The sequence below is a fragment of the Asticcacaulis sp. AC402 genome, assembly GCF_000495835.1.
Lineage (GTDB): Bacteria > Pseudomonadota > Alphaproteobacteria > Caulobacterales > Caulobacteraceae > Asticcacaulis.
The window spans coordinates 1-26,144 of record NZ_AWGC01000043.1; the positions used below are offsets into that span (position 1 = coordinate 1).

Genomic DNA, 26,144 nt, shown 5'->3' on the forward strand with positions numbered 1-26,144 from the left:
ATGACCCTCAGTGAGCCTTATGCTCGCCCTTGTCCTTCATCTCCATTGCCTTCATTTCGTCTTTCGAGACCATGTTGTCATGGTTGGTATCGGCTTCGGCGAACATCTTTTCGGCAGCGATGCGATGGTCTTCCGCGCTGATCACCTTGCCCTTGTTCGAAGCCATCATCTTGTTCTGCTCCATGTCGTCACCGACGAACCGGAGCAAGATTTCGGCATCCGCTATGTTACGATCCAGATCGAAACCGGTAGGCATCCGTGTGGCCTTGCCCCCGATGACGTGGTACAGTTCGCAGACTGTACAACTCTTCATGTTTCGTGAATTGACGTTGACGTCCGCGTAAGGTTATCTGTCGACATGACCCTCGAACAATTCACCGATAAACTGGCGCACTATCCTACCCAATGGGCGCGCCATGCCGACCTCATCGTCCATATCGTTGGACTGGCCCTGGCCTTGTTCGGCGGTGGCGTCGCCCTCGGCCTGGCGGTTAGCCATGGCCTGATGGGGCTGGTCGCAGCGGTGACGGTCTATGCCGTCGGTTTCATCGCCATGCTGGCCTTTTCGATGGCCTACAATTTCGCCAAGCCGTCATGGCAGCCGTTTTTGCGCCGCCTGGACCATGCCGGCATCTTTCTGATGATCGCCGCCAGCTATACGCCCTTCACCACCCAGGCGCTCGAAGGCGGCTGGGCGCTGTGGATGAGCGTGGCCGTATGGACCCTGGCGGCCCTGGGTATCCTGGGCAAGCTGTTCCTGCCGGGCCTGGGCAAGACTTTCTGGATCGCCTTGTATCTGATCCTGGGCTGGCTGATCGTTGTCGCCATTGTTCCCATGGCGAAGAATGTCCCCCTGGCTGCCATGATCCTGCTGGCCTTGGGCGGGGTCGCCTACACGGTCGGGACTGTCTTCTATATGCGCAAGTCGCTGAAGTTCCGCCGCGCCATCTGGCACGGCCATGTTCTGACAGGCGCGACCCTCCATTACGTCGCCGTCCTGGTCGGCGTTGTGATGGTCGGCGCGAACTGAACGCCTCCCGTTTGACAGCTTCGGGTTTTCGCCCATAATGTTGTCTGAAGCCAAAGGGGGAACACCATGCGCGCTTTGTCGTTGGGATGTTTGCTGGCCGGACTCATGACGGGCGCCGGAGCTGGGGCCGCTGAGCCTTGGAGCCTGACCTCGCAGGGGGCGGGACCTTTGCGCATCGGAATGTCCCTGTCGCAAGCGTCCCTGGCCCTGGGGCAGCCGCTTAGCATTGACGCTTCCGATTCAGATGCCGTGGCCTGTTCCGAAATTGACCTGCCGGGCGTGGATCATGCCTGGGTAATGTTCGAGAACCGGCGCATGACCCGCATCAGTATCAATACAGGTAGTTCTATTCGTACTGCGCGGGGCATCGGCATCGGCGCGACAGAAGCGGAGATTGCCGGGGCCTATCAACCTCTCGATATCAAGCCGCGCGACTATGTCGGATTACCGGCAAAGGATATCACCTGGTGGTCGGTGCCAGGCAACAGCGGCATCCGATTCAAGACTGATGACGCCGGCAGAGTGGACATGATCCATGCCGGTGGTCCTTCGATCGAATATATGGAAGGCTGTGCCTGATCCACTGTGGGCGCATGCGCACACTTTGTTAGAAAACAGACAAAAAAAGCCCGGGACAAGCCCGGGCCAGTTTACAGGGAGGAAACGCCCAAGAAGGGCTACGACGTCGAAACGTCGACAAAGTGAATATATGCTGCGGCGCACACAGATACAAGGCCGATAGCATTCGATATCTTCAACTGTCGTTACAATCCGCAAAACAAAAGTTACAGTTTCGTGGTCGCGGGTGCGAGACGGCGAGGGTTCAGCGTTGGCTTTGACTTTTGACCCCCGACACTATATCGCCACCGCCATGGCCCATACCCCGCAAACCGAAGCCAAGCGTCGCCGGACGTTTGCCATCATCTCCCACCCCGACGCCGGTAAGACCACCCTGACCGAGCATCTGCTTCTGGCCGGGGGATCGATCCGCGCCGCCGGTCAGGTCCGGGCGCGCGGTGAAAACCGCCGCACCCGCTCCGACTGGATGAAGATCGAACGCGAACGCGGCATCTCGGTGTCGTCCTCGGTGATGACCTTCGAGCACGCCGACCTGATGTTCAACCTGCTCGATACGCCGGGCCACGAAGACTTTTCCGAAGACACCTATCGCACCCTGACCGCCGCCGACGCTGCCGTCATGGTGCTGGACGCCGCCAAGGGCATCGAGCCGCAAACCCTGAAACTGTTCGAGGTCTGCCGCCTGCGCGATATCCCGATCATCACCTTCATCAACAAGATGGACCGTGAAGCCGAGGATCCGCTGGCCCTGTTGGACGAGGTGGCGTCGAAGCTGCAACTGGATCCGTCGCCCCTGTACTGGCCGGCCGGGTCAGGCAACCGTTTCCGCGGGATGGTCGAACTGATGACGGGCCTGTTCTACCCCTTCACCAAACGCGAGTCGGGTGCCGACTATGATCAGGGCCATGAAGATCCCGTGCCGCTCGATGAGGCGGTGACAGCGGGTTTGCTTGACGCTACCGAACTGGCCGAGGTCAAGGAGACCGCCGAACTGGTCGCCGGCGGGTTCCGCGCCTTCGATGTTCAAAGCTTCCTGGAAGGCCATATGACACCGGTCATCTTCGGTTCGGCGCTGCGCCACTACGGCGTCAACCAACTGCTGGCAGCCCTGGGCGCCTATGCCCCGCCGCCCAAACACGTCAAGGCGGAGAAGGCTGGCGTCGATACCGCCATCGATCCGGGCGACCAGGAAGTCACCGGCTTCGTGTTCAAGGTCCAGGCCAATATGGACCCGAACCACCGCGACCGCATCGCCATGCTGAAACTGACCTCCGGTCGCTTCCAGCGCGGCATGAAGCTGAAGGTCCAGAACACCGGCAAGCAGTTATCGGTCAATGCGCCGATCATGTTCTTTGCTTCGGACCGTGAACTGGCCGAAGAAGCCTTCGGCGGCGACGTCATCGGCATACCCAACCACGGCGTCTTGCGGGTCGGCGACAGCCTGTCGGAAAGCGGCATTATCCGCTTCCAGGGCCTGCCCAACTTCGCACCGGAAATCCTGCAAAGAGTCCGTGTCAAGGACCCGCTCAAGGCCAAGCACCTGAAGAAGGCTCTGGAATCCCTGGCCGAAGAAGGCGTTACCCAGCTGTTTCGTCCGTCGATCGGCTCGGACTTCATTGTCGGCGCTGTGGGCCAGCTGCAGTTCGAAGTCATGGCCGACCGCCTCGCCAACGAATATGGCCTCGAATGTATCTTCGAGCCGTCGCCGTTTTCCGAAGCGCGCTGGCTGGGCGGCACGCCCGACAAGATCGAAGACTTCGCCGGCAAATACCGTTCGGCCATGGGGACAGACCTGGACGAGGCACCGGTCTTTCTGGGCAAATCGGCCTGGGAGATCAACTATGTCGCTGAACGCTTCCCCGACGTCCAGTTCCAGCGCACAAAAGAACGCGGATAAGAAAAAGGCCCGGCGGGTTGGCACGCCGGGCCAGTCAGCAGAGACGGTTCACCTTAGGAAAAGGTCAGCCGTAGAGCCCGGCCAGGCCGCGGACGATCAGGCCGCCGAGGACCAGCCAGGACACCGAGAACACCGAAAAACGCAGCAGGATATTGTTGAATGTCGCCTGGATCAGCGAATGCACGACCCGCAATCCGACATAGGTCCAGGCCAGCGCCGTATTGAGGGCGTCGTCCTGTTTGAGCAGTACCAGGACGATGACAACCGCATAGAAGACCGTCGGCGCCTCGGCCAGGTGGTTGTAGTTGTCGGCGACATTGCGCGCCCAGTCCGGCAAGGTGTCGCGCACGCCGGGCTTGGCCAGGCGGCGGGCGCTGATCTTCATGTGAATCATGGCGGGGATGCGCGTCGCATATAGCGCCACCCACATGATCAGATGCAGCGCCGCCAGGGCGAGGACCGTGCCCAGCACGGATCAGGCCTTCGCGCGCGTATTGCAGACTTGGATTTCGGCTGCGCTGAGCGTCTTGCCGCGCCAGGTAAAGGCGGTTACGGCACCGGTTTCAGCCACCACGCGCTTGCAAGAGCGCAGGGCCGGCATGTCGTCAACAAAGCTGGATTTGCAATCAGCGCCGGAGCAGGTCCACGCCGCGCCATCGATGACGAATTCCGCCTTCGCTGCCGGCGTCGCCAGGGTCAGGGTAGCGCCTTCCGCTGCGGGTTGACGCGCAGACGCAAAAGACGGAACAATAAGCGCCGCGCATGCGGCGGCGAGAACGATAATTTTGTGTGCGGACATGGCAGTCTCCATTTGGCTTTTCCCTAGGCGCCTCGTGTCTTCCAAAAATTGGCAGCCACTTTTTGGCAGGAGGCTCTAGATTTTTGTATCGTTTCGCACAATATACATCTGAGTCAAGGATTTTATGCAGCATGGTACAAAAAGACGCAGAGACTGTGGCCAAAACACGCGGGCGTCCGCGCACCTTCAATCCTGTCAAGGCGCTCCACGCCATGCGCGAAGTGTTCTGGCACAAGGGCTATGCTGCAACCTCGCTGGACGATCTGTGCGCGGCAGCGGGCATGAACCGCCCCAGCCTGTACAATGCCTTCAGGGAGAAGGCGGAGGTCTTCAAGGCTGTACTCGACGACTATGTCGCCGAGGTCAAACCCTTGTACGAAAAAGCTTTCCTGGCACCGGTGGGTTACAAGAAGGCCCTGCTCCTGGTCTATGAAACGGCGTTCAACATCTATCTCGTTCACAACCGGGGCCTGGGCTGTTTCTTGATCGGCGCTGCCCTGACCGACTCGACGCGCGATGACCAGGTCGCGGCGATGATTCTGGAGCAACTGCGCAAGATGGATCGCGGCTTCTTCAGGCTGGCCCAGGTAGCCGAGCGCCGTGGCGAGTTGAAACCTGGGGTCACACCGGAGCAGGCGGCCATCCTGTGCGCCTCGATTCACAACGCCATTTCGGTGCGAATGCGCGCAGGCGAACCGGTCGACGACCTGCGCTGCTATGTCCGCCAGGCGATCGGCATCATCTGCTTTTAACGCCTGCTGGCTGACGGTTTGCAAAGACCCATCTGAACGAAAGCGGGGCGTGTCGTCCTGACACGCTTTTCGTCTTTCACGATGGATCGGGCAATGTTTGAATTCGGCCGTGAATTGAGGCGCATCTTCCGTAACCAGGGGCGGGTCGATACCGACTCAAGCCTGTACGAGCTGCTGAATCTCAAACTGCTGATCACCCAGGGCCGCAATCTCGACATCGAAGGCGGCCGGGTCTCGACCAAGGACCGCTTTACCCCCTATCTCGAGGCCGCCGAGATCTGGCGCGAATATGCCCGCCGCACGGGCGATCGCGTTGCCCTGCGCCGCGCCGCCGCCGCCGCCGAAAGCGCTGGCAAGGAAGCCAGGACCGCCAACCAGGCTGCCCTCGCGGTGCTGGAACAGGCCCAGACCTGCATTCTGGGCGTCGACCTGTTCGAAACCCGCGAACTGCTGAGCTCGGCCGAGGACCTGCTGGCCGGTGGCCGCGCCGCCATTCAGAACGACGAAGCCTTGCGCGCCAGGTTCAACCGCGTCGAAGCCCGCCTGGCCGCCCGCCTGGCCATCCGTCAGGGTATCAGCGGCGACCTGGAACTGGCCCTTTTGGCCATGTCGCATATCGACCGCGCTATCGAACGCGCCGACCAGCAGGTCCGCCAGACCGGCGCTGCCGGTGACAAGATCGCGGCCGCCCAGGCGCGTTTCGAGCGTGGCGACCTGCTGATGCTGGTGGGCACGGACCGCTGCGACTCGTCGCTGATGACGGCAGTAATCAAGGATTTCGAAGCGCTGCAGGCGCGCCTCGACGCGGCCTATGAACCGGTGACCCATGCCCGGATCACCCTGCGCCTGGCCCTGGCCTATATCTGGAAAGGCGAGATCGAAGGCAAGCCGGAGGTTATAAGCGAAGGCATCGCTCTCTTGTCCACCGAAGAGGAACTGGTCGACTACGAACATTCGCCGCTTGACTGGGTCGAACACAAGCAGGCCCTGGCCATGGGGTTGCAGGCCCTGGCGGAGCTGACGCTCAACGAGGAAATCTACCAGAAGGCAATGCAGATTTATGACCTGGCGCTGAAGCGTCCGCTGCAAAAGGGCCTGGCCCTGCGGGCGCAACTGGCCAACAATCGCGCCACTTGCCTTGCCAAACGTGCCGAGTTGAAAGGGGACCTTGGCTCGCTGGAAGCGGCGGAAAACGCCTTCAAGGCGGAACTTCGTGGCGTCAAGGCCCAGGATGATCCGATCAGCTGGGCCATCCTGCAGACCAACCTGGCGAGACTGTATGTGGCGCGCGGCGACATCACCGGCTTCATGCTGGAACGCGCCGAAGCGGCCTATGCCCTGGAGGCCGCGCTGGAGATCTTCGGTGAGCATGGCCTTAAGGCCCTGGCCGCCACGGCCCAGGAACACCTGGATCGGGTGCGGGAGCAGGTGTGATCTGACAAGGACTCACTTGAGTGTCATTAATCCAAAACGTGACACATGGGTGCTTTTATCACTAGGGCTCAATCCGATAAAGTGGACGCCACCGCACGGGCGTCCCCGTTTTCGGAAAAATTGGGCGACAAAACAAAAACTTAGAGCGGGTTTTTGATTCCATCAAAACTCATCCCGCTCTATTCATCAGACCAACCTGACGATGGCCGGCCAATGGCCGCGTGGTTATTCCGGCGAATCTGCGAACCGAACTCGGGTTGCAAGACGGCAGGCGCTTGATTGCACATCTGGTTGACAGGGCCGTGGTTCTGGAGCCTGTCGATTCCGCGGTGCGCCGGGCTCAGGCCTTGGCAGTCAGATTTGTTCCGCAGGCAGCGCTGCCGGATGTTTGTATCTCGACCGTAAACATTACCGAAGTTATCGCAAAACTCTGTGAACGCGGCATGCCGTCCGCCGAAGCTCAGGCGGCCGTTAAGGCCCTGGGGGGAGATTGTCGACTTCGAATGGATTGAGGCCGGTGCCAGCGGCGATTTGCGCGTGCCGACACGCGCCCTGGGTTTGTCACTCGGAGACCGGGCCTGCCTCGCCGTAGCACAGCGGCGCACTATCCCCGCCATGACAACGGACAAAACTTGGCAAACAATCCACGTCGTCAAGGTTGTCCTGATTCGTTGATCCCGATTTGATAATCGGCTGGACGCGCAAAACAAAACTTCCACATTGTGTCTTGATAGCGGGATGATGATTTTGTGCAGCACCTCTTTCAAAGGTGGAGCATCGTCATGCCAAATAGCCAGGCCCCCAATCCGCGCCATGGCGCCGGCGATAGCGCCAGACCTACCTACGAGGTCGACAAACTGGTTCTGACGCCCGGCGATATCGACCTGTCGAAATCACCCCTCCGCGGCCATTTCCAGCAGGAAACCTACGTTCTGGGCGCCTTCAATCCTGGCCTGGTGCGGCTTCCGAACGGCAATCTGCTGATGATGGTGCGCATTGCCGAGGCCCTGCGGCAGCCGATCTTCGACGGCCATGTCCATGCCATCCGCTGGGACGAGGGCCGCTATGTCCTGGACGCCTGGCCGCTGGACCTGGTCAATACCGCCGACCCGCGCAAGATCCTGCTGCCGGGCGGCGGCTGTAAGATCATGGCCCTGACCTCCCTGTCGTGGCTGCTGCCGGTCGAACTGACGCCCGACGGCCTGGAGGTGGTGGCCTTGCATTACGACAAGGCTGTGGCACCGCAGAATAGCCTGCAAGGCTACGGCGTCGAGGATGCCCGGTGTTCCAGAATCGGCGACCGCTGGTTGATGACCACCTGTTCGGTCAGCCCGGAGCGCCAATGCACCACGCTCTACAGTTCCGAAAACGGCTTGGACTGGACCTTCGAGGACATCGTTCTTGATCACCAGAACAAGGACATGCTGATTTTCGAAGGCCTGATCGGTGGTGAATACTGGGCCCAGACCCGACCGCTGGGCGACCTCTATTTCGCCTACCCGCCAGGCAGCGAATGGCGCTCCGGGCCGTCGATCAACCTGGCGACGTCGAAGGATAGCCTGTATTGGAAGCCGTCCGCAAAGCCGGGCATTCGCCCGCATTCCGGCACAGTGGCGACGGCGCGAATGGGAGGCGGCACGCCGCCGATCCTGACCGACGAAGGCTGGCTGACCCTGTGGCACGGTGTAGAACCTAACGAGATCGTCGGAATCTACCGCACCTACTGGTCGATCCTGGACAAGGATGACCCTAGCATCACCCGGCGCAACGGCCATGTTGCACTGCTGGAAGCCAATCCCGAGTTGACCCGGCCGATCGAAGACCTGATGTATCTGCGCGATGTCGTGTTTACGACCGGCATTGCCGATGGCGGCGGCCACTACGTCGTCGCATCGGGCGAGGCCGACCTGGCCTGTCGCATCACCCACATTCCGAAGTCTCTGTTTACTTGATCAGAGACGTCTGCACCTGCCAGATGCCGTTTTGAATCGGCAGCGGTTTGACACCCGACAGCGGCGACGGATGCGAGACCGAGGGCGGGTTCGAGGCGTCCGGCACCGGCAGGGCAGGGGCTGACTCCGGTGCCGTCGTCGCCGTTTCCGGTGTCAGGGTCACAGGTGTTACGGGAGGCGTTACTGGAGGCGTTACTGGGGGCGTTACTGGCGACGTCACCGTTGGTGTGACCGGAGGCGCCACCACGGGCGGAGTCACTGGAGGCGGGGTCACTGGGGGCGGCGGAGGCGGAGGCGGAATAATGCAGTCCCGAGTGACATCGGCTGTCGCCGGCTGGGCGATCAGCAATTTGACGCCATTGACGACCCGCTTGCGTTGCGCTTCGACGACGGATGCATTGGAACGCTGGTTCTTGATTGCGCCGTTGTTCAGCACATCGCACAGGTTCCTCGCGGTTTTCGGCAGGGTTAGAACGTAACCACTGACGTTTTCCAGGTCGATTGCGATCAGGGCGACGGCCTTGCGCTCGCCGGGAGACCAGGCAGGGTAGGCCTTGTCGACGCGCGCGCTCCATTGCGTCACCGCCTTCTGCAGGAAGTCGGTATGGGACTCGATCAGGGTCTGCTTGGCTTCCTCGCGCGACAGTTCGGCATTGGCCAGCGGACCGTCTTCATCGTACCACCGGTTCAGCGTGCCAATATCCCAGGTACGGATCGGGCGGCGATAGCCGTAACCGTGTTCATAACGGCCGACCGTCGTCGGCAGCAAGACCTTGACGAGTTGTTTGGCCTGATCATTGGACGTGCCAAAATCGAGCTGACGGATGCCGGTGCTGACGCCGGAGTTCTGGTAACCGGCGTCACCGACGCGGAAGGCGTCCTTTGACAGGAGAATACCTGGTGGCGGAGCCTCGTTCAGCTCTATCAGTCGCGAGGCCAGGCAGACCAGATTTTCGTTCGCCTCGTCGCACAGGCTGCCGACCCGTGCCTGCATGGCTGTAGCCAGTTCCGACCGCGTCGGGCGGCGTCCTTGTGGCCAGCCGCTGTTCAGGCTCGACAGTCGGTATTGACGCATGGCCAGGTTCAGGAAGGCCTCGGCAATCCAGCGCCGCTTCGCCGACCCCTTCGGTGCGGCCTGGAACTTGGCATTGTAAGCCGTGGTCAGGACCCACGGCCGGGTGACCTGGCTGCGGCCGTAGAGGCGCGGGAATATCCAGAAGAACTGCTTCGATGGATCGGCATCACGCACCCAGGCGCGGTTCAGCGCCTTGGGATCGAATTCCAGACTGAAGCGGCCATTCTCGACACTGGCACGCATCCGACCGCCTTCCAACTCTTCCAGCTTGGGTTTGTAGACGAAGGGTTGGATAGCGTTGCAGTGCGTCTTCGCGTCGAAGCCCGGCGTGTTTTCGAAACGGATGCCCAGGACCGGAACACTTTTGGTATAGTGACCCGTAAGTCCCACAAGCGAGTCGACGTCCTTCGACAAGTCGATTAGCAGGGTCTGCGCATTCAACTGGGAATTGGCGATGTTGGCACCCAGTTGCCCCGGCGCAGCCAGCGGGTTCAGCAGTTCGGACTGGGCAGCGATCATCTGAGCTGCCGAACCGAGGGTGCCGGCGGCGGAGGTATCAAGCGGTGGGGGTTCGGGTTGGTTGTCAATGGCGCCTCGGGCGGTATTGCAGCCGGCCTGGGCGAGACCTGGCGCGGCAAGGCTGGTCACGGCCAGAAGCATGCATAGGGAAGCCGAAGAGCGTAAGGGTTTCACGAAGGGTCTCCGCATGAGTCTGGGCACCAGAGCGCAATCCGATAACGCATTTAACACCCGCACGGGCGCTCCCGTTTTCGGATAAACTGCGCGTTAAAACAAAAACTTAGAGCGCCGATCCGATTCTGCCGGATCGATGTGCGCTTTATCCCCGGCTGTAACGCGCCGGAAACAGTTCGAACTTGCGGGAAGTTTCCCCCCCCTGACGACAGTGTCAAAAGGCAAAGGACCTGTCACGGCCAAACGCCAAAGGTGGTTAATTTTTGTTAAGGGCGCGGCTTTCATGTGACGCACGCGGACTAGCCGGGGACGGATAACTGGGTTAGGCTGCGGAAAAATTAAGCTCTGCGGGAGGGCACAATGCAGGCGCACCGATCGATCTTTTCGCTGCTTGGCGGCAACATGAAGGCCTATACCCTCAGTTGGATAGCGACCTTCTTTGCTTCGCTGGTCAATTCGGTATGGACGACCTATGTCTTCCGCTACGACTTTGTCTCGAACATCGACGGCGCCCTGGCGAGCCAGATCGGCGTGATAATGCTGAACCTGCTATATCTGCTGTGGTCGGTGATCCTCAGTCGAAAATACCTGTTCGGCATCGGCGCACCGGTCAATGTGCTGTGGATTCTGCTGAACGCGGCCTTTATCTGCCTGCTGATCTATGCGCCGATGATGGCGTTCAAGCTCTTCGCTACCTTTAACGGCGCCGAAATCAGCGGGGGTGGCGCGCCGCTGTACGACATGATCGGCAGCTACTCGGACCGACTGGGCCGGCTGTTCATTGACTCGTCGGGCGTAGATGTGGCGGCGCTGCGCGAACAGTACGGCAATGTGATCGAACGCGGCCTGGGAATTTTCAGCGCCCTGATCGCCCTGTTGTATCTTCGGTCATTCTTTTCGGGCCGGAAAGCCTGATTTATCCATGGCATATCGAAATCCGGCCCTGATCCTGGGTGGCCTGTTGAGTCTGGGCGCGGCTCTGATGCACCTGGCCGTCGTCGTCATCGGGCCGGAAGCCTATCGTTTTTTCGGTGCGGGCGAGGCCATGGCCACCATGGCGGCGCGCGGCGATCCGCAGGCGGCGATCATCACTGTCGGCATAGCGGCGGTACTGACCGTGTGGGCGCTGTATGCCTTCAGCGTGGCGACCGGAAAGTTTCATCTCCCGCTGCGCTGGCCGGGCCTGATCGCGGCAACCGCGATCTACCTTACGCGCGGCATCGGTGGTTTTTTCTTTTTGGATAAGGGGTTGGAGCAAGGGCCGATGTTCTGGATGGTATCCAGCGCCGTCTGTCTGCTGTTTGGCCTGGTCCACCTCGTCGGCGTGGTCCTGGCCTGGAGGCATCTCCGCAAGGCGTGAGTTCCGCGCTGATCAGTGCTGTCAGTTTTCCGGGTCCAAAGGGCTGAGCGCAATCCGATAAGGTGTGACGCCCCCACACGGGCGCTCCCGTTTTCGGAAAAACCGCGCGACAAAACAAAAACCCAGAGCGGGGTTTTGAGTCCATCAAAACTCCGCTCTAATACCAAGCCTCATATAGAATGACGCTTGGTATTCGCATTTTCTTCAGCTCAAACGCCGCATGGCTCCTCGCAAAAGCTCGGGCGCGCCGTCGCGCTTTCCAACCCGCGATGAGTCAATGTCATCGAGGATTGGTATAATCCCTGGTTAGGCTGCTTTCCCTTCCGCCCGGCGCATGCGCCAGAAGCGGATAGTGCGCATGGCGGTTTCCTGCGGCAGGTCCATGTATAGCTTGCCGTATTCCGCGGCCTTGCCCATGGCGTTTTCCGAATCCGACAGCATGATCATGGCGCAGGTCAGGAACAAAGCCTTGTCGAGGCCGGCCGCCTTGCACGCAATCGCCAGGGCGTCGATTTCGCGCTTTTCAATCAGGTGGCGGGCGGTCAGGAAATCGATATCGGCCATCTGGGCCAGGGCGCAATAGAACCAGGTCGGGTTCGGGTCGCGCATGTATTTAGCGAGCAGGGAAGGGTTCAGTCGCTCGTTGCGGCGCAGGATCTCGATGTCGGCATTGATCTTCTCATAATCGTCCGGCACGTCCCCGTAGGCAATAGCGATGCGGTTGCGGCCCTTGGACAGGGCCTGTTCGACCAGGGCCGGGTCCAGCTTGGCATTTTCGGCGATGATACGTTCGCGCAGGCGGGTTTCGACAACGAAATACATGTCATTCATCAGATCGGGCGGCAGGTCCGCGCGGTTGACGACGACCTCGTGCAGAGCGGGATTGGACTGAGCGCGCTGGACGACCTCCTCCGATGAGGTGCGCGACAAGCGGGCGCCGTCGTTGCTGAGCAGGGTGTGCAGTGTGGTGTCATCGCCGCGGCGGACGATGACGCCGGAGACGGCCTCAGGCACGCTTTCGCGCCGGGAGACGGCGCGCATGTGCTCCTGGCCCTTGGTTGAGACCACGTGGATCAGGTCGGTTTCGGTGAGCGCCTTGGAGCGCGTCAGGATCGGCTCGGCGACCTCGATCTCATCGACCGCCAGCTTGCGCAAGAGCCCAAGGGGTGCCGTGCGTGCGCCGGCGACAGTCTGGGCAATTTCCGCGCGAACGATGATTTCCATGTCGGTGGTGAGCTGGGTCATCACCTGGTCGTAGAGCTCCATCTCCGTTGCGTTGACGGTGTCCGGGTCGCTCATGAAAATGTCTGTCACGGTGCGCAGGAGTTCGCGGCGTTTGGAACTCGAGGGTTCCTTGGCCAGTTCGATCAGGTCGACGAGGGACGAGGTCGGTGTTCGGGACATGTGTGGCCTTACGGAGTCGTGCCGGAGGATTCGTTCGAGGAATCTGGTGACCCGTCGTCGCCCTCGTCTTCGGATTCGAGCGCGTCGAACCGGGTTTCGAGGATGGCGCCGGTGGGGTTCGGATCGACCTGGATGCGGTCGGGCTGCATGCCGTACTGGCGATGCAGGCTGTAGCGACGCGGTTCCTGGGTCATTGCGTCGGTGATCCGCTCGCCCGGAATGAAGACATTGTCGGTTTCTTGCGAGGCCAGGCTTTGGGATACGACGGGCGCGCGGGGGGCGGTGGCGGCCTGGGCCGGACTGCTGGGCTGCGGCGGCTCTTGTGCGCCGGACGAAGGAATCGGCGCCATGGACTGTTGCTGCGCCTGGGCCGCACGGGCGGCGGCGATACGGGCGGCATACTTGCTGCTGGTCGGAATCTTGTAACCAGAGTCTGCGGCAGGAGGCGCCAGGACCGAGGCCACCGCTGGACGTGGTGCCTGCGTTTGCGGCGGCGGCGGCTCGGGTTGCGTTTCGGGACGCAGGACAGGCGTGCGGGGCGCGATTTCCGGCTCGTCGGGATCGTCGAAAGCGGGCTGGGGCGTCGGCGCCGGTCGCATGGAGGGCTGTGGTGCCGGCGCAACGGCTACCGGTTGCGGGCGCGGCGCCGGACGCGGCACGGCCACCGAAACAGCCGGTGGCGGTGTGGACATGGTCGGTTGCGGCAGTGGCTCGATCGAGGCCGTCGTGGCCGCCGGCTGTTGTTTGGTCGGCCAGGTCAGGACTTGCCGGTACGGGTTTCCGACCTGGCCATAGGGCGAGGCCGGGATGCCGTAACGCACGCTGGTCTGGTTTTGTGACGCCTGGGCGGCCGGCTGCGCCGGTGCGGCAGCGGCGGCGCGTTGGGCCTTGCTTTCCCAACTCAGATAACGTTCGGGGGTGTTGGCATGTGCTGCGCCCGCGGCCGTAAGAACGGTCGCTGCGATCAGAAAGCGGGCGGTCGGCGGCACGGTCATGAGGGGTCTTCGGGTTGCAACCGTTCGACCTTAGGAGAGCGAGTTTAAATAATGCCTAATAACCCAACGGATTTGCAGTCCGAAGTTGCGGGAAACGCGGCAAAGTCCCCTCTCCCCGTTTCGTCTGCCGGCGAGAGAGTCAGGGTCAGGGGGAGGCGCTCTTTGTGAAAGTGCCTCAGATCGCTGTCCGCGCCGTTCGCCTACCCCGCCAGCGCCGTCTTCCGATCCTCCAGCTCCAGCCATTCGGTCTCACCGACATCGAGATCGTGGCGGAGCTTTTCCAGCCGCTTCATCGTAGTATCAAAGGCCTTGGGGTCGCGGCTGTACAGAGCCGGGTCCTCCAGCACTTTTTCCAGCTTCGCGACCTCCGCATGCCATTGTGGCATCAGTTTTTCGAGGTCTTCGAGGCGCTTCTGGTCCTTGTAGCTCAACTTTTTCGGCGCTGCCTTCGCTGGAGTTGCGGCCGCCGCCCTGGTCGCCGCGATCTCCTTTGGCGTCGCGCCGCGGGCAAAGAAGTCCGGAGTCTGGCGGATGAAATCCTGCCAACCGCCGGGGGTTTCCGCCGTTCGGCCGTTGCCATCGAGTGCCAGGGTCGAGGTCGCCAGCCGGTCGATGAAGTCGCGATCGTGGGACACCAGGATCAACGTGCCGTCATAATCCGCCAGCATGTCCTCCAGCAGGTCCAGTGTATCCATGTCGAGATCGTTGGTCGGTTCATCCAGTACCAGCAGGTTGGTCGCCTTGGCGAGCGCCCGAGCCAGTTGCAGGCGGTTGCGCTCCCCGCCCGACAAAGACTTGACCGGCTGGCGAAGTTGCTTCTCGCGGAACAGAAAGTCCTTGGCATAGGCGGCGACGTGACGCGGTTCGCCGCGCACCATGATCGAGTCCGAACCCGAATTGGCCAGGACGTCCCACAGGGTCTCGTCGCCCTTCAAGGCGTCGCGGCCCTGGTCGAGATAGGCGACGTCGAGTTTGGTGCCGAGGCGGATTTCGCCGGAATCGGCAGGAATCTGGCCCAGCAGCAGCTTGACCAGAGTCGATTTTCCGGCGCCGTTGGGACCGACAATGGCCAACCGGTCGCCGCGCAGGATGCGCGTCGACAGGTCTTTGATCAGGGTGCGGCCGCCGAAGCCCTTGGCGACATGCCTCAGCTCCGCCACCAGCTTGCCGGACACGCCGCCGGAATCGAGCACCATGTCCATCGGCTTGTCCATGGCCTTCATGCGCGAAGCCAGGTCAATGCGCATGGCACCCAGCCGGGCGGCGCGGCCCTCGTTGCGGGTGCGCTGGGCGGTGATCGAGCGATAAAAGGTGTAGGTCTCGCGCTCGATCGCCTTTTCCAGTCGGCGCAGGGATTCGGCGGTCTCAGCCTCGACCTTGTCGCGCCATTCGTCAAAGCCCGTGTAGTTGGCGTCCAGGCGCATCATCCGGCGATCGTACAGCCAGTAGCAGCGCTGGGTAACGCGCTCAAGAAAGGTGCGGTCGTGGGACACGACGAGGGCGGCGCCACGAAAACTCTTGAGACGGTCTTCCAGGGTCTGGATGGCGAAGATGTCGAGGTGGTTGGTCGGTTCGTCGAGGAAGATCAGGTCGGGATCTTCGGCAAAGGCCTTGGCCAGGGCGGCGCGGCGCTTCTCGCCGCCGGACATGGAGGTGGTCGGACCCTGGGGGTCGATGCCGAAGGCGTAGAGCTCGGCCTCGGCATTGTAGGATTCCGCTCCGCCGGATGTCACCCAGTCGAGAATGGTAATGCCCACCGGTTCGGGCTCCTGCAGCACGAAAGCGAAACGCGTGCCCTGGGAAACGTAGCGCTCGCCGGAGTCGGCCTCGATCAGCCCGGCCAGCAGGCGCATGAGGGTCGACTTGCCGGCGCCATTGCGGCCGACCAGGCAGGCGCGGACGCCGCGATCCAGCGCGATGTCGACACCGTCGAACAACGGCGTCTGGCCATCCATCAGTCGGATGTCTTTCAGGGCGAGGAGGGGGGCTTTGCCGGAAGGTTTCAAACTCATGGGGCGGATGTAGTGTCACCGGCCGCGTAAGGCAAAGGGAAATTGCCGCAATCAGGCCGGGTTATGCGTTTCCAGGAAGCCGACGACGCGTTTAATCATGTCGATGCGGGCCGATTCGATGGTTTCCCAGTGATCCTGGCCGTCATAAGAAATCAGCTCGACCGGTTTACCAGCGGCGCGCAAGGCCTTTTCCATGCGGACGCTGTGTTCGTATTCGACCACCGTGTCGTCGCGGCCATGGATTAGCAGGACCGGCACCGAAACCTTTGCGGCTTGCCGTACGGGTGAAATCTCATCCAGTGGGGTCGTGCCGAAGTATCGCCGCCAATACAGCACACTGTCGGAGTAGCGCGTATTGCTGCGGGTCTTCGTGCGCTGCTGCATGTAGTCGAGGTCGGCAACTCCGGCGATCGAAACGGCGCAACGATAGATGCCGTCCTGAAGCGTTACCCCGGCCAATGCCGCGTAACCGCCATAGGACGCGCCGCAGATCGCGACACGCTTCGGGTCCACGATCCCTTGCGCCGCCAGGTGCCGGACGCCGTCGGACAGGTCGGTTTGCATCTTGCGGCCGAATTCGCCGTATCCGGCCCGGGTGAAGGCCAGGTTGTAACCGGATGAACCGCGGAAATTGGGCTGTAAAACGCAATAGCCACGCGACGCCAGAGCCTGGGCCTGCCAGTCGAAGCCAGCGCCGTCATGCGATTCTGGCCCACCATGCGGCAGGACCACCAGCGGCAGGTTCTTTGCCTGTCGGTGCGGCGGCAGGGTCAGGAAGGCCGGGATATCCAGCCCATCACCGGCCTTGTAACGGATGGCCTGCCGCCGGGCCAGCCAGTCGGCGGGCAGACCGGGGTAGTCTTCGCCAAGAAGCTCGTTGGCCCCGCCGGCCAGGTCCAGGAAGTAGTAGCCACCGGCCTCGTCCTCGCCCTCGACATGGACGATCATCTGGCGCGGGTCTTCGGCAAAACTGACAATGCGCGTGCGATAGCCTTCACCCATGGCTTGCGGCAGCGATTTGGCGACGGTCTTCAGCACCGGGTCGGTGTATTCGTAGTCGACGTCGTCGCCATAACGCAGGAAGCCGACGAACCGTCCGGTAACCGGATGGAACAGCGGGGTGCGTGGCAAACCATCCGTCGATGTGTCGAGCGAAGGACCCACCTTGCCGTCGGGACCCAGTTTATGGAAGGTCCAGCCATCGTCGAAAAGGCCAACAACCACCGCCTGGCCGTCTGCGCTCAGACCCGAGAGTTGTGGCGCCTCGACCGAATAGTCGGTGCGCCAGACCTCTTTCATGAAGGGGCGGGCCGAGGTCGAAGCGTTCCATTGCAAGGCCCAGGTCTTGGTGACGCCGCGTCCGCCCTCGAAACTCATAACGCCGGCGGCGACGATGCGGCCATCTGGCGCCAGCAGCACGTCCTGGTTCTGGTACGGCAGGCAAGGCAGGGACTGAATCTTGTAGGCAGTGCCCAGGTCATTGGCGCGCTGCGGCGCGTCGACATCGGGCGAGAAGGCGGCGACGCAATAGGCGTCGAAACCCACGAAACTGCCGGCCGTGACCTGATACCCCGCGGCGGTCTTTACGCGCTTGAGATTACCGGCGACGACCGGATTGGCGATGGCCGCCTCCTTGTCCCACAGCAATTTCGTCTTCCCCGTCGCCGGGTCGACGATGAAGGCCTGCGACAGCTCGGTTTCGAAACCGCCATATTGGGGCAGCGTGCCTTTGACCGAGGTAACCACGGTCACGCGGCTGTTATCGGCCCAGAAGATGTCGCGGACCTTGACGGCCCCCAGGGTGGCCGAATGCGGCGAGGCGGCGCGCCGGTCCAGCGTCTTCAGGATCTGTTCATTGCCCTGGCGCGTGACGATGGCCACCGTATTGGCGTCGGGCGACAGGTCGATATGTTCGATAAAGGGCGAGCGGGCAAAGACTTCGAGCGGAGGCGGCGCCAATGTCTGGGCCATCGTCTGAGCCCTGGCGGCGCCGGCCAGGGCAAGCCCGGTCGCTGCGGCGCCCGACAGCAGGATTTGGCGGCGATGAAGTTGCGTCGGCATGACAATCCCCCCGTGTCGTTTACGTCGGTCCGATGTACACGCGAAACGGCTACGACGCCAGCAGCAGGAAGGCTGGATTAGCCGGCCGGAACGTGTTTTAAACAGTCGCATGATATTCAGACCTATCTTTGCGGCCCTGTTGCTCGTGGCTGTGCCCGCCGCGGCTCAGACAGAGGCCGATCTACGGCAGAAGAAGACCGACGCCGTCGAGTTCAAGCACCGGCTGTTCCGCCTGCTGCAAAGCCACGACCGCCGCCAGGCCAATGCCGCCGATATCGAGTCGGCCATGGGGGGTGGCTTCGGCACAGACCCAATCCTGGCGACCGATGGCATGCCGGCCGCGCCGACCAAGCGTGTGGCACAGGGTTTTCGCGCCATGGGCGGGGTGCAATATGTCGTGCCCCTGGCCGACCTGGGGCAGGGCAGCCTGCCCATCGAATTGCGGACCGCCACCCTGTATGGCTTCGAAATCAAGGAATTCGCCGGCTATGGCGACAACTGCCTGACGCTTGACGATGTCCGCTACAATTTTCGCGGCGCCTACGGCTGGTCACCGGTCGGCTCAGACGGCGCTCCGACTGGCATCCGCGGCGAGCGCGACGGCGCCACCGTGATCGCCTTTGTCGCCGAGACATTTCCGATGAACGCGAAGGATCAGGCGCAACTCGACCGGCTGGCGGCCCAGGAGAAGAACCTCGACCGCGTCGAGCGCCAGCGCTTCGAGATGCTGAAAAGCAAGGTCAATGGCTGCGTGATCAGTCTGGACCTTTTCTGAGCCAGACTTTTCTGAGCCGGTCTTTTCTGAGCCAGTCTTTTCTGAGCCAGACTTTTCTTATCGGGGCTTTTGTCTATACAGGCGCAATGACCAAGGCATTTTTCTGGGAAACCAAAACCCTCGAACAGATGAACGAGCAGGAATGGGAAAGCCTGTGCGACGGCTGCGGTCTGTGCTGCCTGATCCGGTTCGAAGACGAGGAGACCCTGGAGGTTATTCCGACGCGGGTTCACTGCAGGCTGTTCGATCCCGAAAAGTGCCAGTGTTCCGACTATACCAACCGCAAGAAATACGTCCCTGATTGCATCAAGCTGAAACCCGGCAATATCGAGGAACTGTTGTGGATGCCGCACTCGTGCGCCTATCGCCGTCTGCATGAGGGCAAGCCCTTGCCGATGTGGCATCACCTGATCACCGGTGACCGCGAAAGCGTCCACCGCGCCGGCGTATCGATACGCGGCCAGACCATCAATGAGAAAGAACTGGCCGACCCAGAGGACGCGCTTGACTATGCGGCCTGGGACCTGAACGAGGACCGGTCGGACTGGGACGAGTTCCAGGACTAGACCGCAATCCGATAAAGTGGACGCCGCCGCACGGGCGCTTCCGTTTTCGGAAAAAGTGCGCGACAAAGCAAAAACTTAGAACCGGGCTTTGATTCCATCAAAACGCATCCCGCTCTGGCTTGCATTTATCCATCTGAACCGGCTATGGATTCATCGATACTGACAGCGACGGATGCCGCAGACATGCGCGTTGATCTCTCCAGGGAGCCCTTCCATGACAACTCGACGCCATCTTCTTGCCGGTGCGGCTGCGCTTTTTCTGACACCGGTGTCAGCGCTTGCCGCGCCGAAACGTGTGAAACGTAAGGCTATTCTCTCGACCATGAAGCGGGCGACGCGCTTCATGGTCGAAAAAATGGCCTACAGAGGCGGCTATGTCTGGGCCTATGCCGCCGATGGTTCGCGACGCTGGGGCGAGATGGAAGCCTTTGCGACCATGATCTGGATCCAGCCTCCCGGCACAGCGACCATGGGGCACCTGTTCCTGGATGCCTATTACGCCACGGGCGACGATTACTACTACCAGGTGGCCACACAGGTCGCTGACGGCCTGATGGCAGCCCAGCACCCGGCCGGCGGCTGGCATTATTTCCACGATTTCGGTGGGGCGCAGTCGCGGAAAAAATGGTACGACACCATCGGGAAAAATGCCTGGCGGCTGGAAGAGTTCCAGTATGACTGGGGCAATGCCACCTTCGACGATGCCGGAACTTCGGAATCGATGCAGTTCCTGCTGCGTCTCTATGTCGAGAAAAAGGACGAACGATTCCGGCCGGCCCTGGACAAGGCGCTGAACTTCGTTCTGGAAAGCCAGTACCCGATCGGCGGGTGGCCGCAACGCTATCCGGCCAATCCGGTCTCCCTGCACGGCCACGACGACTATACCGGCGATATCACCTTCAATGATGATGTGGCGGGGGAGAATATCCGCTTCCTGATCATGTATCACCAGACCCTGGGCGATCCGCGCATTCCGGACGCCATCACCCGCGCCATGTCGGTCTATCTGGTTACGCAGCAGGGGGAGCCGCAACCGGGTTGGGGGTTGCAGCATAGCCTTGACCTGAAGCCGGCCGGCGCCCGGACCTATGAGCCCCAGGCTCTGGCCACGCACACCACCTATGCGAACATTCGCCAGCTTATGGACTTTTACAGGCTGACCGGGGAAAGCAAGTACCTGGCGCGCATTCCGCAAGCTCTGGACTGGCTGGACAGCGTGCGCCTCCCCGATGCCGACGGCAAGACCAACCGCCATCCGACCTTTATCGAACTTGGCACCAACAAGGGCTTGTTCATCCACCGTCGTGGCTCGAACATCGTCAACGGTCAATACTATTACGACTACGACCCGACGTTTACGCTGGGCCACTACAGTTCGTTTCGCATACTGGACGTAGCAAAACTGCGCGCGGAGTACGAGAAGCTGAAGGCGACCCCGCCGGAAGTGGCCACCCAGACCTCGCCGTTGAGAGTGAAGACGCCACTCGACCGCTACTTCGTCGCCCAGATGAATGCCGGCTCGGACCTGAATGCGCCCGACAAGGCTTTGGACGTCGCCGGTATAGTCAGGGGGTTGAACAAGAAGGGCTACTGGCCGACCCTGCTCAAGGCGACCAGCCATCCCTACGGCGGCGACGGCATTTCGACGCCGGCGCCGGGCGATTTCCGCACGACGCGCGTTGGCGACAAGACGGACACCTCGCCGTTCATCGCCGAAAAGCCGGTGATGGGAATTTCGACCAGCGCCTATATCGACAATATGGCGAAGCTGATTTCCGCGCTTGGGGCGAAGTAGGCTTTTTCCCTCTCTTCGGCTTGCCGGCCAGAATGGCATAGCCGTTCAGCAACAGTCGCAACAACGCGCCCGTTACCCCAGGCATATCTGCGGCCATACGCCGGACATCCGCAACATCCACCATGGCTTTCTTGTGCCACGGCTGCGGCAAACTTGCCTCTTGAATCAATTGCGTCTAGGACACACCTCTTCGGCAGGAGGTGTATAACAGCGTGGCAGGTGATCCCTATACCGAACTGGGCGTCAAGCGTGACTCCAGCGACGCCGACATCCAGAAAGCGTTCCGCAAACTGGCCAAGGAACTGCATCCGGATAAGAACCAGGACAACAAGGTGGCCGAGGAGCGCTTCAAGCGCATAACAGCGGCCTATGACTTCCTGAAGGATGCCGACAAGCGCAAGCGTTTTGACCGTGGCGAGATCGATGCCGACGGCCGCGAAATCTATCGTGGCTTCAATGGCGGCGGTGGCGGCGGTCCCGCCGGTGGCGCGCCCTTCGGCGCCGGCGCTGGCGGCCGTTTCGAAGGCATGGACCTCGACGACATCATGGAGATGTTTGGCGGCGGCAGCCGCAAGACCGGAGGCGGGTTTAGCGGCCAGACGGCACCCCAACGCGGCAGTGACCTGAAGATCCGTCTCGAAATCGACCTGCTCGACACCATTGTCGGCAATACGCGCCGCGTCATGTTCTCCGACGGCCGCACGGTCGACGTTAACATCCCCAAGGGCTCCAGGGATGGCCAAACCCTGCGCCTGAAAGGGCAGGGCGCGCCGTCACCGTCCGGCCGCGGTTCCCATGGCGACGCCCTGGTCGAATTGAACTTGAAAGCCCATCCGATCTTCCGCATCGATGGCAACGACCTGCATATGGACCTGTTCGTCGCCCTGCCGGACGCCCTTTTGGGCGGCAAGGTCCAGGCGCCGACCCCCGACGGCCCGGTGACGGTCAACCTGGCGAAAAACTCCAATTCCGGCACCGTGCTGCGCCTGAAGGGCCGCGGCGCCTACGACGGCAAGGACGGCTCGCGCGGCGACCTTTTCGCCCACGTCGTCCTGGCCCTGCCGGACAAGGGCCTCGACGGCGTGCCCGAACCCTTGCGCAGCGACATCGTTACCCTGATGGAGCGGTGGCGCGCCAATGCCGGCTTTACCCCCAGCATGCCAGCCAGAGGACGAAAGTAGACGACACGCATCACAGGCGCAGATGGCAGTCTTGAAAAGCCGGTAGCCTGCGGCGCAATTTTTGCTAAAGACTGCAACCTGTTCAGCTAAGGTTCAGGTGGCTGATCCTACAACGGTATCATGAAAAAGATTTGGCCTCTTCTCTGTGCTGCCATGATCGCCCTGTCTGTCGGAGGCGAAGCGCATGCCGCCATGTTCCAGAACCGGGACGGCCATGACCCGCGCGGCCGGGAACGCGGGGGCGCTCGCGGGAGCGGCAATGACCGTGGAGATGCTCGCGGCGGTAACCGGGGCAATGAAAATCGTCATGACGATCGCATCAACCGCGCCATCCAGATCGCCTCCTCCGGTGGCCGCGGCCGCGTGCTTGACGCCGGCCAGCAAAGCGGTTCAATCTTCTGGGTACGTGTCGCCACCGATCGTGGCCGGGTCGATCTGCTGATCGACACCGATTCCGGACGCATCATCGGAGAGCGGTAGTTGCGAATTCTCTTAGCCGAAGACGATCCGGACCTGTCACGTCAACTCAAGGCCTCCCTGAGCGACGCCGGCTACGTGGTCGATCACGCCCCCGACGGCGAGGAAGCCCACTTCCTTGGCGATACCGAACCTTATGATTGCATCATCCTGGATCTGGGCCTGCCCAAGATCGACGGCGTATCCGTGTTGGAACGCTGGCGCCGCGAAGGCAAGCTGACGCCAGTCCTGATACTGACAGCGCGCGGGGCCTGGAGCGACAAGGTTTCGGGCTTTGACGCCGGCGCCGACGACTATCTGACCAAGCCATTCCATACCGAGGAGCTATTGGCCCGTCTGCGCGCCCTGGTGCGGCGCGCGGCCGGCCACGCCCAGCCCTTGCTGGTCTGTGGCGGCTTGCGACTGGACCCGCGGGCGGCGCGCGCCAGCGTCAGTGGCGAGCCCTTGCGGCTGACCTCGCTGGAATACCGGTTGCTGCACTATCTGATGATGCATCAGAGCCGGGTGATCTCGCGTACCGAGTTGGTAGAACACCTCTACGATCAGGATTTCGACCGCGATTCCAACACGATCGAAGTGTTCATGGGGCGGCTGCGCAAGAAGATCGGCAATGAACGGATCGAGACTGTGCGCGGCTTGGGGTATCGCCTGAAACCGCTGCACGATGAGGTCGGCGAGTTGTGAGCAAGACCTCCCTTGTACCTCCCTGCGCTCGTCGCGTGGGCAGGGGGACCGTGAGCGAAGCGCAACCCAGTGAAGCGCGGCGAAACAGGGGTGGGGCGACGTGCTGTCGGGTTAGCGGTCTTCGGTGTTTCCGAACGAGAGTCGTCCCACCAACACCCTTCGCCTTGTGCGTGCCGGACCTGTACTCCGGCCGCGGTCACCCGGCCTCCCTATACGTGGGGAGATATAGGTGAGCGAAGCTCCCCTCGAACCGCCCAGGCGCGGCCCTGCTGACAATCTCCAGCGCATCTGGAGTCGCCTGACCGCCAACTCCCTGGTCGGCCGGCTGATCCGGCTGGCAGCGGTGTGGTTTATCTTCGCCTTGTTCGTGACCGGCATCGGCCTGACCGCCTATTTCTACCGCGTGACCATGCATCGTTTCGAAGCCGGGGTCGGCCAGTTCGCCGACAACCTGTTCTCGGTAACCAATATCGAAGACGGCGTGGTCGACACCACCCGCTTTGTCGACGCCCGCTCGGGCATCTTCCATTCCGGCCTCTACTGGCAGGTCGCCCGTATCGATGACAAGGGCGACGTCGTCACGCCGGCCACGTCGCGTTCCTTGTGGAACGCCCGTCTGCTGTTGCCATCCCGGGTCCTCGCCGAGGCCCGGACCAAGGCGGCGACCAGCGTTTTTTACGATGGCATGGGGCCGGGGGGCGAGCCACTGAGAGTCGCCGTCATCTATTCCAAGGTCGACTCCGAAGACTATGTCTTCATGGCGGCCGAAGATTCCAGCCCGGTCAACCGTGATGTCCGTACCTTCGGCCTGCTGACGGGCGCGGCCCTGCTCCTCCTGGCCCTGGGGTCGCTGGGTGCCATCTATGTCCAGGTCCGCATCGGCCTGCGCCCTCTGTTCGATCTCACCGACGAAATCGCCAGCGTCCAGAAGGGTCAGCAATTGCGTCTGACCAAGACCTATCCGGCCGAAATCACGCCGGTAGCGCACCAGTTGAACGGCTTTCTCGACTATGCCCAGGAGGTGGTCGAGCGCCAACGCATGCATGTCGGCAATCTGGCCCACGCCCTGAAAACGCCGCTGTCGGTCTTGCTGACCTCCGCCGGCGATGGCGAGGGCCTCCTGCCGGAAACCGTGCGTAAGCAGACCGAGACCATGCGCGCCCAGGTCGACCACCACCTGCGCCGGGCCCGTGCGGCCGCGCGCTCGACCGCCATGGGTGAGCGCACCCCGGTCGAACCGGTGTTCGACGAACTGGCGATCATGCTGGAGCAGGTCTTCCAGGACAAGGGCGTGGTCATCGACTGGCGCGCTCCCGAAAACCTGGCTTTCCGCGGAGAAAAGCAGGACCTGCAGGAGATAGCCGGTAACCTTCTTGAAAACGCCTGTATCTGGTGCAAGCGCAAGGTCCGCATCCTGGCAGAGTTCGATCCCGACGCCCAGATCCTGATCATGGCCATCGAGGACGACGGACCGGGCCTCGATGAAGCGCGTTTCGATGAAGTTTTGAAACGCGGTGCGCGGCTCGATGAAAGCGTGCCGGGTTCAGGCCTGGGCCTGTCGATCGTCGATGAACTGGTGCGCGCCTATGGCGGCCGGCTGCTGTTCGAGACGGCGTCGCTGGGCGGCTTGAGGGTAAGGGTCTCACTGCCCGGGAATCTCGAAACCTGAACACCTGCATCCGCTTTGCCCAAAGCGCTGCGGCAAAGGGGCGCGACAGTGGTTACGAATTACCCGTCAGACAAAATTAACCAGAAAATCCTAGACTTGCTTTCGAGTCCGTCGGCGGCAGGATGCGAACGGGAATACGATTTTATGGGCGTTATTGCGGACAAGCGTCTGAGTCTGATCCGAGGCCTGATCAAGGCCCTGCCGCAGCATAGTCTGCGCTCACTGGAACTCGCCCTGGGCCTGACCCACGACGAGCCCCTGGTCGAGGTCCGCAATCTGATCAGCATCGAACTCGAATTCCGTTACGTCAAGGAGGCTGTGTTTGCCCCTTTCCTACCGCTGTTTCGGGGGCGCGCCGATGGTCTGGAGGGTGTCCGCTTCCCGGCCTGGGTGCTTGACAACATCTGGAGCGCGCTGGAGATACGCGAACCCGAACTGTATGTGCAATCGCGCTACGCCCTGCGCGGCCTGCGCACCGAGGATCCGACCCCGGTGGTCTTCTTCCGGCTGGTGACGGCGGCAGCGCAGATCTGTCGGGACAATCCCCACGACATCCTGCCGGCCAAACCGGATGCCACCGATGGCAAGGCGGTCGCCGAGTTTGCCAGTTATCTCGATCTGCACCGCATTTCGCGCGCGCTCATGTCGAAACTGCCCGATCTTCTGGGGCGCATTGATGCCGACCGGGCCACAGTGCTGCGGCTGATGTTCAAGGACGCATGCGCCATCGATCCGGGAGGCGGTTTCCGCCTGTTGGAAATTCTGTTCGCCAATCTCGACGAGGGGCCGCAGATCATCAAGTTCGTCGCCACGGTGTCTGATCGCGCCAGCGAACGTTTTCTCGCCTCTTCGGAACTGGCTGTTTTCGGCGAGCGCATTCTCAGCGTTATCGAGGCGCGGCTGGCCGACCTCAAGGCCTATATTGGCGGACGCGGGAAGGTCTGTGAAGATCTC

The 26,144-nt window shown here is 61.8% G+C and carries 23 protein-coding genes and 2 pseudogenes; 17 read left to right on the forward strand and 8 right to left on the reverse strand.

Annotation, left to right across the window (positions count from 1 at the left end):
- Window positions 1-7 precede the first annotated feature (7 nt).
- Window positions 8-313, reverse strand: coding sequence for a hypothetical protein (locus ABAC402_RS40380; protein ID WP_023451102.1), 306 nt, complete (start codon window positions 311-313; stop codon window positions 8-10).
- A 45-nt stretch (window positions 314-358) separates the two neighbouring features.
- Between ABAC402_RS40380 and ABAC402_RS37660 the strand changes: the two genes are divergently transcribed.
- The 3 genes from ABAC402_RS37660 (at window position 359) to ABAC402_RS37670 (ending at window position 3,506) form a co-directional block, all read left to right on the forward strand.
- The gene (locus ABAC402_RS37660; RefSeq protein WP_023451103.1) at window positions 359-1,030 is read left to right on the forward strand and encodes a hemolysin III family protein; all 672 of its coding nucleotides are present in this window, start codon (window positions 359-361) and stop codon (window positions 1,028-1,030) included.
- Window positions 1,031-1,096: 66 nt separating this feature from the next.
- On the forward strand, window positions 1,097-1,609 hold the full coding sequence (locus ABAC402_RS37665) for a hypothetical protein (protein ID WP_155847486.1): 513 nt from the start codon (window positions 1,097-1,099) through the stop codon (window positions 1,607-1,609).
- 292 nt (window positions 1,610-1,901) lie between these two features.
- Entirely contained in the window at window positions 1,902-3,506 is a 1,605-nt protein-coding gene (locus ABAC402_RS37670; protein ID WP_031236059.1) for a peptide chain release factor 3, read from the forward strand.
- Between the two features lie 64 nt (window positions 3,507-3,570).
- Here ABAC402_RS37670 and ABAC402_RS37675 read toward each other — a convergent pair whose 3' ends face one another.
- Together ABAC402_RS37675 and ABAC402_RS37680 are read right to left on the reverse strand one after the other, a co-directional pair.
- Window positions 3,571-3,978 (reverse strand): MAPEG family protein, encoded by a 408-nt coding sequence (locus ABAC402_RS37675; protein ID WP_023451106.1) that lies wholly within the window; start codon window positions 3,976-3,978, stop codon window positions 3,571-3,573.
- 3 nt (window positions 3,979-3,981) lie between these two features.
- Window positions 3,982-4,305, reverse strand: a complete 324-nt coding sequence (locus tag ABAC402_RS37680) for a hypothetical protein (RefSeq protein ID WP_040410130.1) — start codon at window positions 4,303-4,305, stop codon at window positions 3,982-3,984.
- A gap of 131 nt (window positions 4,306-4,436) precedes the next feature.
- On the opposite strand from ABAC402_RS37680, the gene ABAC402_RS37685 reads away from it, so the two are divergent.
- The 4 genes and pseudogenes from ABAC402_RS37685 (at window position 4,437) to ABAC402_RS37700 (ending at window position 8,443) form a co-directional block, all read left to right on the forward strand.
- Window positions 4,437-5,057: a TetR/AcrR family transcriptional regulator gene (locus ABAC402_RS37685; protein ID WP_023451108.1), complete on the forward strand. Its 621-nt coding sequence runs from the start codon at window positions 4,437-4,439 to the stop codon at window positions 5,055-5,057.
- A gap of 93 nt (window positions 5,058-5,150) precedes the next feature.
- A complete protein-coding gene (locus ABAC402_RS37690; protein WP_023451109.1) occupies window positions 5,151-6,491 on the forward strand; it encodes a hypothetical protein in 1,341 nt (446 codons plus the stop codon).
- A gap of 212 nt (window positions 6,492-6,703) precedes the next feature.
- Window positions 6,704-7,003: pseudogene (locus tag ABAC402_RS41275) on the forward strand (AbrB/MazE/SpoVT family DNA-binding domain-containing protein); the annotation flags it as partial.
- 270 nt (window positions 7,004-7,273) lie between these two features.
- Entirely contained in the window at window positions 7,274-8,443 is a 1,170-nt protein-coding gene (locus tag ABAC402_RS37700) for a glycosidase (protein WP_023451111.1), read from the forward strand.
- On the opposite strand, the gene ABAC402_RS37705 is transcribed toward ABAC402_RS37700, so the two are convergent.
- Window positions 8,436-10,211: a hypothetical protein gene (locus ABAC402_RS37705; RefSeq protein WP_155847487.1), complete on the reverse strand. Its 1,776-nt coding sequence runs from the start codon at window positions 10,209-10,211 to the stop codon at window positions 8,436-8,438. The genes ABAC402_RS37700 and ABAC402_RS37705 overlap by 8 nt on opposite strands.
- Before the next feature lie 360 nt (window positions 10,212-10,571).
- Here ABAC402_RS37705 and ABAC402_RS37710 point away from each other — a divergent pair, with 360 nt between their 5' ends.
- Window positions 10,572-11,126, forward strand: coding sequence for a hypothetical protein (locus ABAC402_RS37710; protein ID WP_023451113.1), 555 nt, complete (start codon window positions 10,572-10,574; stop codon window positions 11,124-11,126).
- A gap of 7 nt (window positions 11,127-11,133) precedes the next feature.
- Complete coding sequence (locus ABAC402_RS37715; RefSeq protein ID WP_023451114.1) at window positions 11,134-11,571, forward strand: hypothetical protein; 438 nt, start codon at window positions 11,134-11,136, stop codon at window positions 11,569-11,571.
- Window positions 11,572-11,877: 306 nt separating this feature from the next.
- Here the strand turns inward: ABAC402_RS37715 and ABAC402_RS37720 are convergent, their stop codons facing one another.
- From ABAC402_RS37720 to ABAC402_RS37730, 4 genes are all read right to left on the reverse strand, one after another.
- Complete coding sequence (locus tag ABAC402_RS37720; RefSeq protein ID WP_023451115.1) at window positions 11,878-12,975, reverse strand: DUF2336 domain-containing protein; 1,098 nt, start codon at window positions 12,973-12,975, stop codon at window positions 11,878-11,880.
- Between the two features lie 8 nt (window positions 12,976-12,983).
- Window positions 12,984-13,970: a hypothetical protein gene (locus ABAC402_RS39545; RefSeq protein ID WP_023451116.1), complete on the reverse strand. Its 987-nt coding sequence runs from the start codon at window positions 13,968-13,970 to the stop codon at window positions 12,984-12,986.
- 200 nt (window positions 13,971-14,170) lie between these two features.
- Window positions 14,171-15,976, reverse strand: coding sequence for an ABC-F family ATP-binding cassette domain-containing protein (locus ABAC402_RS37725; protein ID WP_369751414.1), 1,806 nt, complete (start codon window positions 15,974-15,976; stop codon window positions 14,171-14,173).
- A 57-nt stretch (window positions 15,977-16,033) separates the two neighbouring features.
- Window positions 16,034-18,043, reverse strand: a complete 2,010-nt coding sequence (locus ABAC402_RS37730) for a S9 family peptidase (protein ID WP_023451118.1) — start codon at window positions 18,041-18,043, stop codon at window positions 16,034-16,036.
- 109 nt (window positions 18,044-18,152) lie between these two features.
- Between ABAC402_RS37730 and ABAC402_RS37735 the strand changes: the two genes are divergently transcribed.
- The 8 genes and pseudogenes from ABAC402_RS37735 to ABAC402_RS37770 all read left to right on the forward strand — a co-directional run.
- Entirely contained in the window at window positions 18,153-18,818 is a 666-nt protein-coding gene (locus ABAC402_RS37735) for a hypothetical protein (RefSeq protein WP_023451119.1), read from the forward strand.
- Window positions 18,819-18,904: 86 nt separating this feature from the next.
- A complete protein-coding gene (locus ABAC402_RS37740) occupies window positions 18,905-19,384 on the forward strand; it encodes a YcgN family cysteine cluster protein (RefSeq protein ID WP_023451120.1) in 480 nt (159 codons plus the stop codon).
- A gap of 214 nt (window positions 19,385-19,598) precedes the next feature.
- On the forward strand, window positions 19,599-21,179 hold the full coding sequence (locus tag ABAC402_RS37745) for a pectate lyase (protein WP_031236064.1): 1,581 nt from the start codon (window positions 19,599-19,601) through the stop codon (window positions 21,177-21,179).
- Between the two features lie 212 nt (window positions 21,180-21,391).
- A complete protein-coding gene (locus tag ABAC402_RS37750) occupies window positions 21,392-22,360 on the forward strand; it encodes a DnaJ C-terminal domain-containing protein (RefSeq protein ID WP_031236065.1) in 969 nt (322 codons plus the stop codon).
- Window positions 22,361-22,480: 120 nt separating this feature from the next.
- Complete coding sequence (locus ABAC402_RS37755) at window positions 22,481-22,840, forward strand: hypothetical protein (RefSeq protein WP_155847488.1); 360 nt, start codon at window positions 22,481-22,483, stop codon at window positions 22,838-22,840.
- A complete protein-coding gene (locus ABAC402_RS37760) occupies window positions 22,841-23,521 on the forward strand; it encodes a response regulator transcription factor (RefSeq protein WP_023451124.1) in 681 nt (226 codons plus the stop codon).
- Between the two features lie 229 nt (window positions 23,522-23,750).
- Window positions 23,751-25,190: a sensor histidine kinase gene (locus ABAC402_RS37765; protein ID WP_023451125.1), complete on the forward strand. Its 1,440-nt coding sequence runs from the start codon at window positions 23,751-23,753 to the stop codon at window positions 25,188-25,190.
- Between the two features lie 144 nt (window positions 25,191-25,334).
- Window positions 25,335-26,144, forward strand: a pseudogene (locus tag ABAC402_RS37770) (hypothetical protein); the annotation flags it as partial.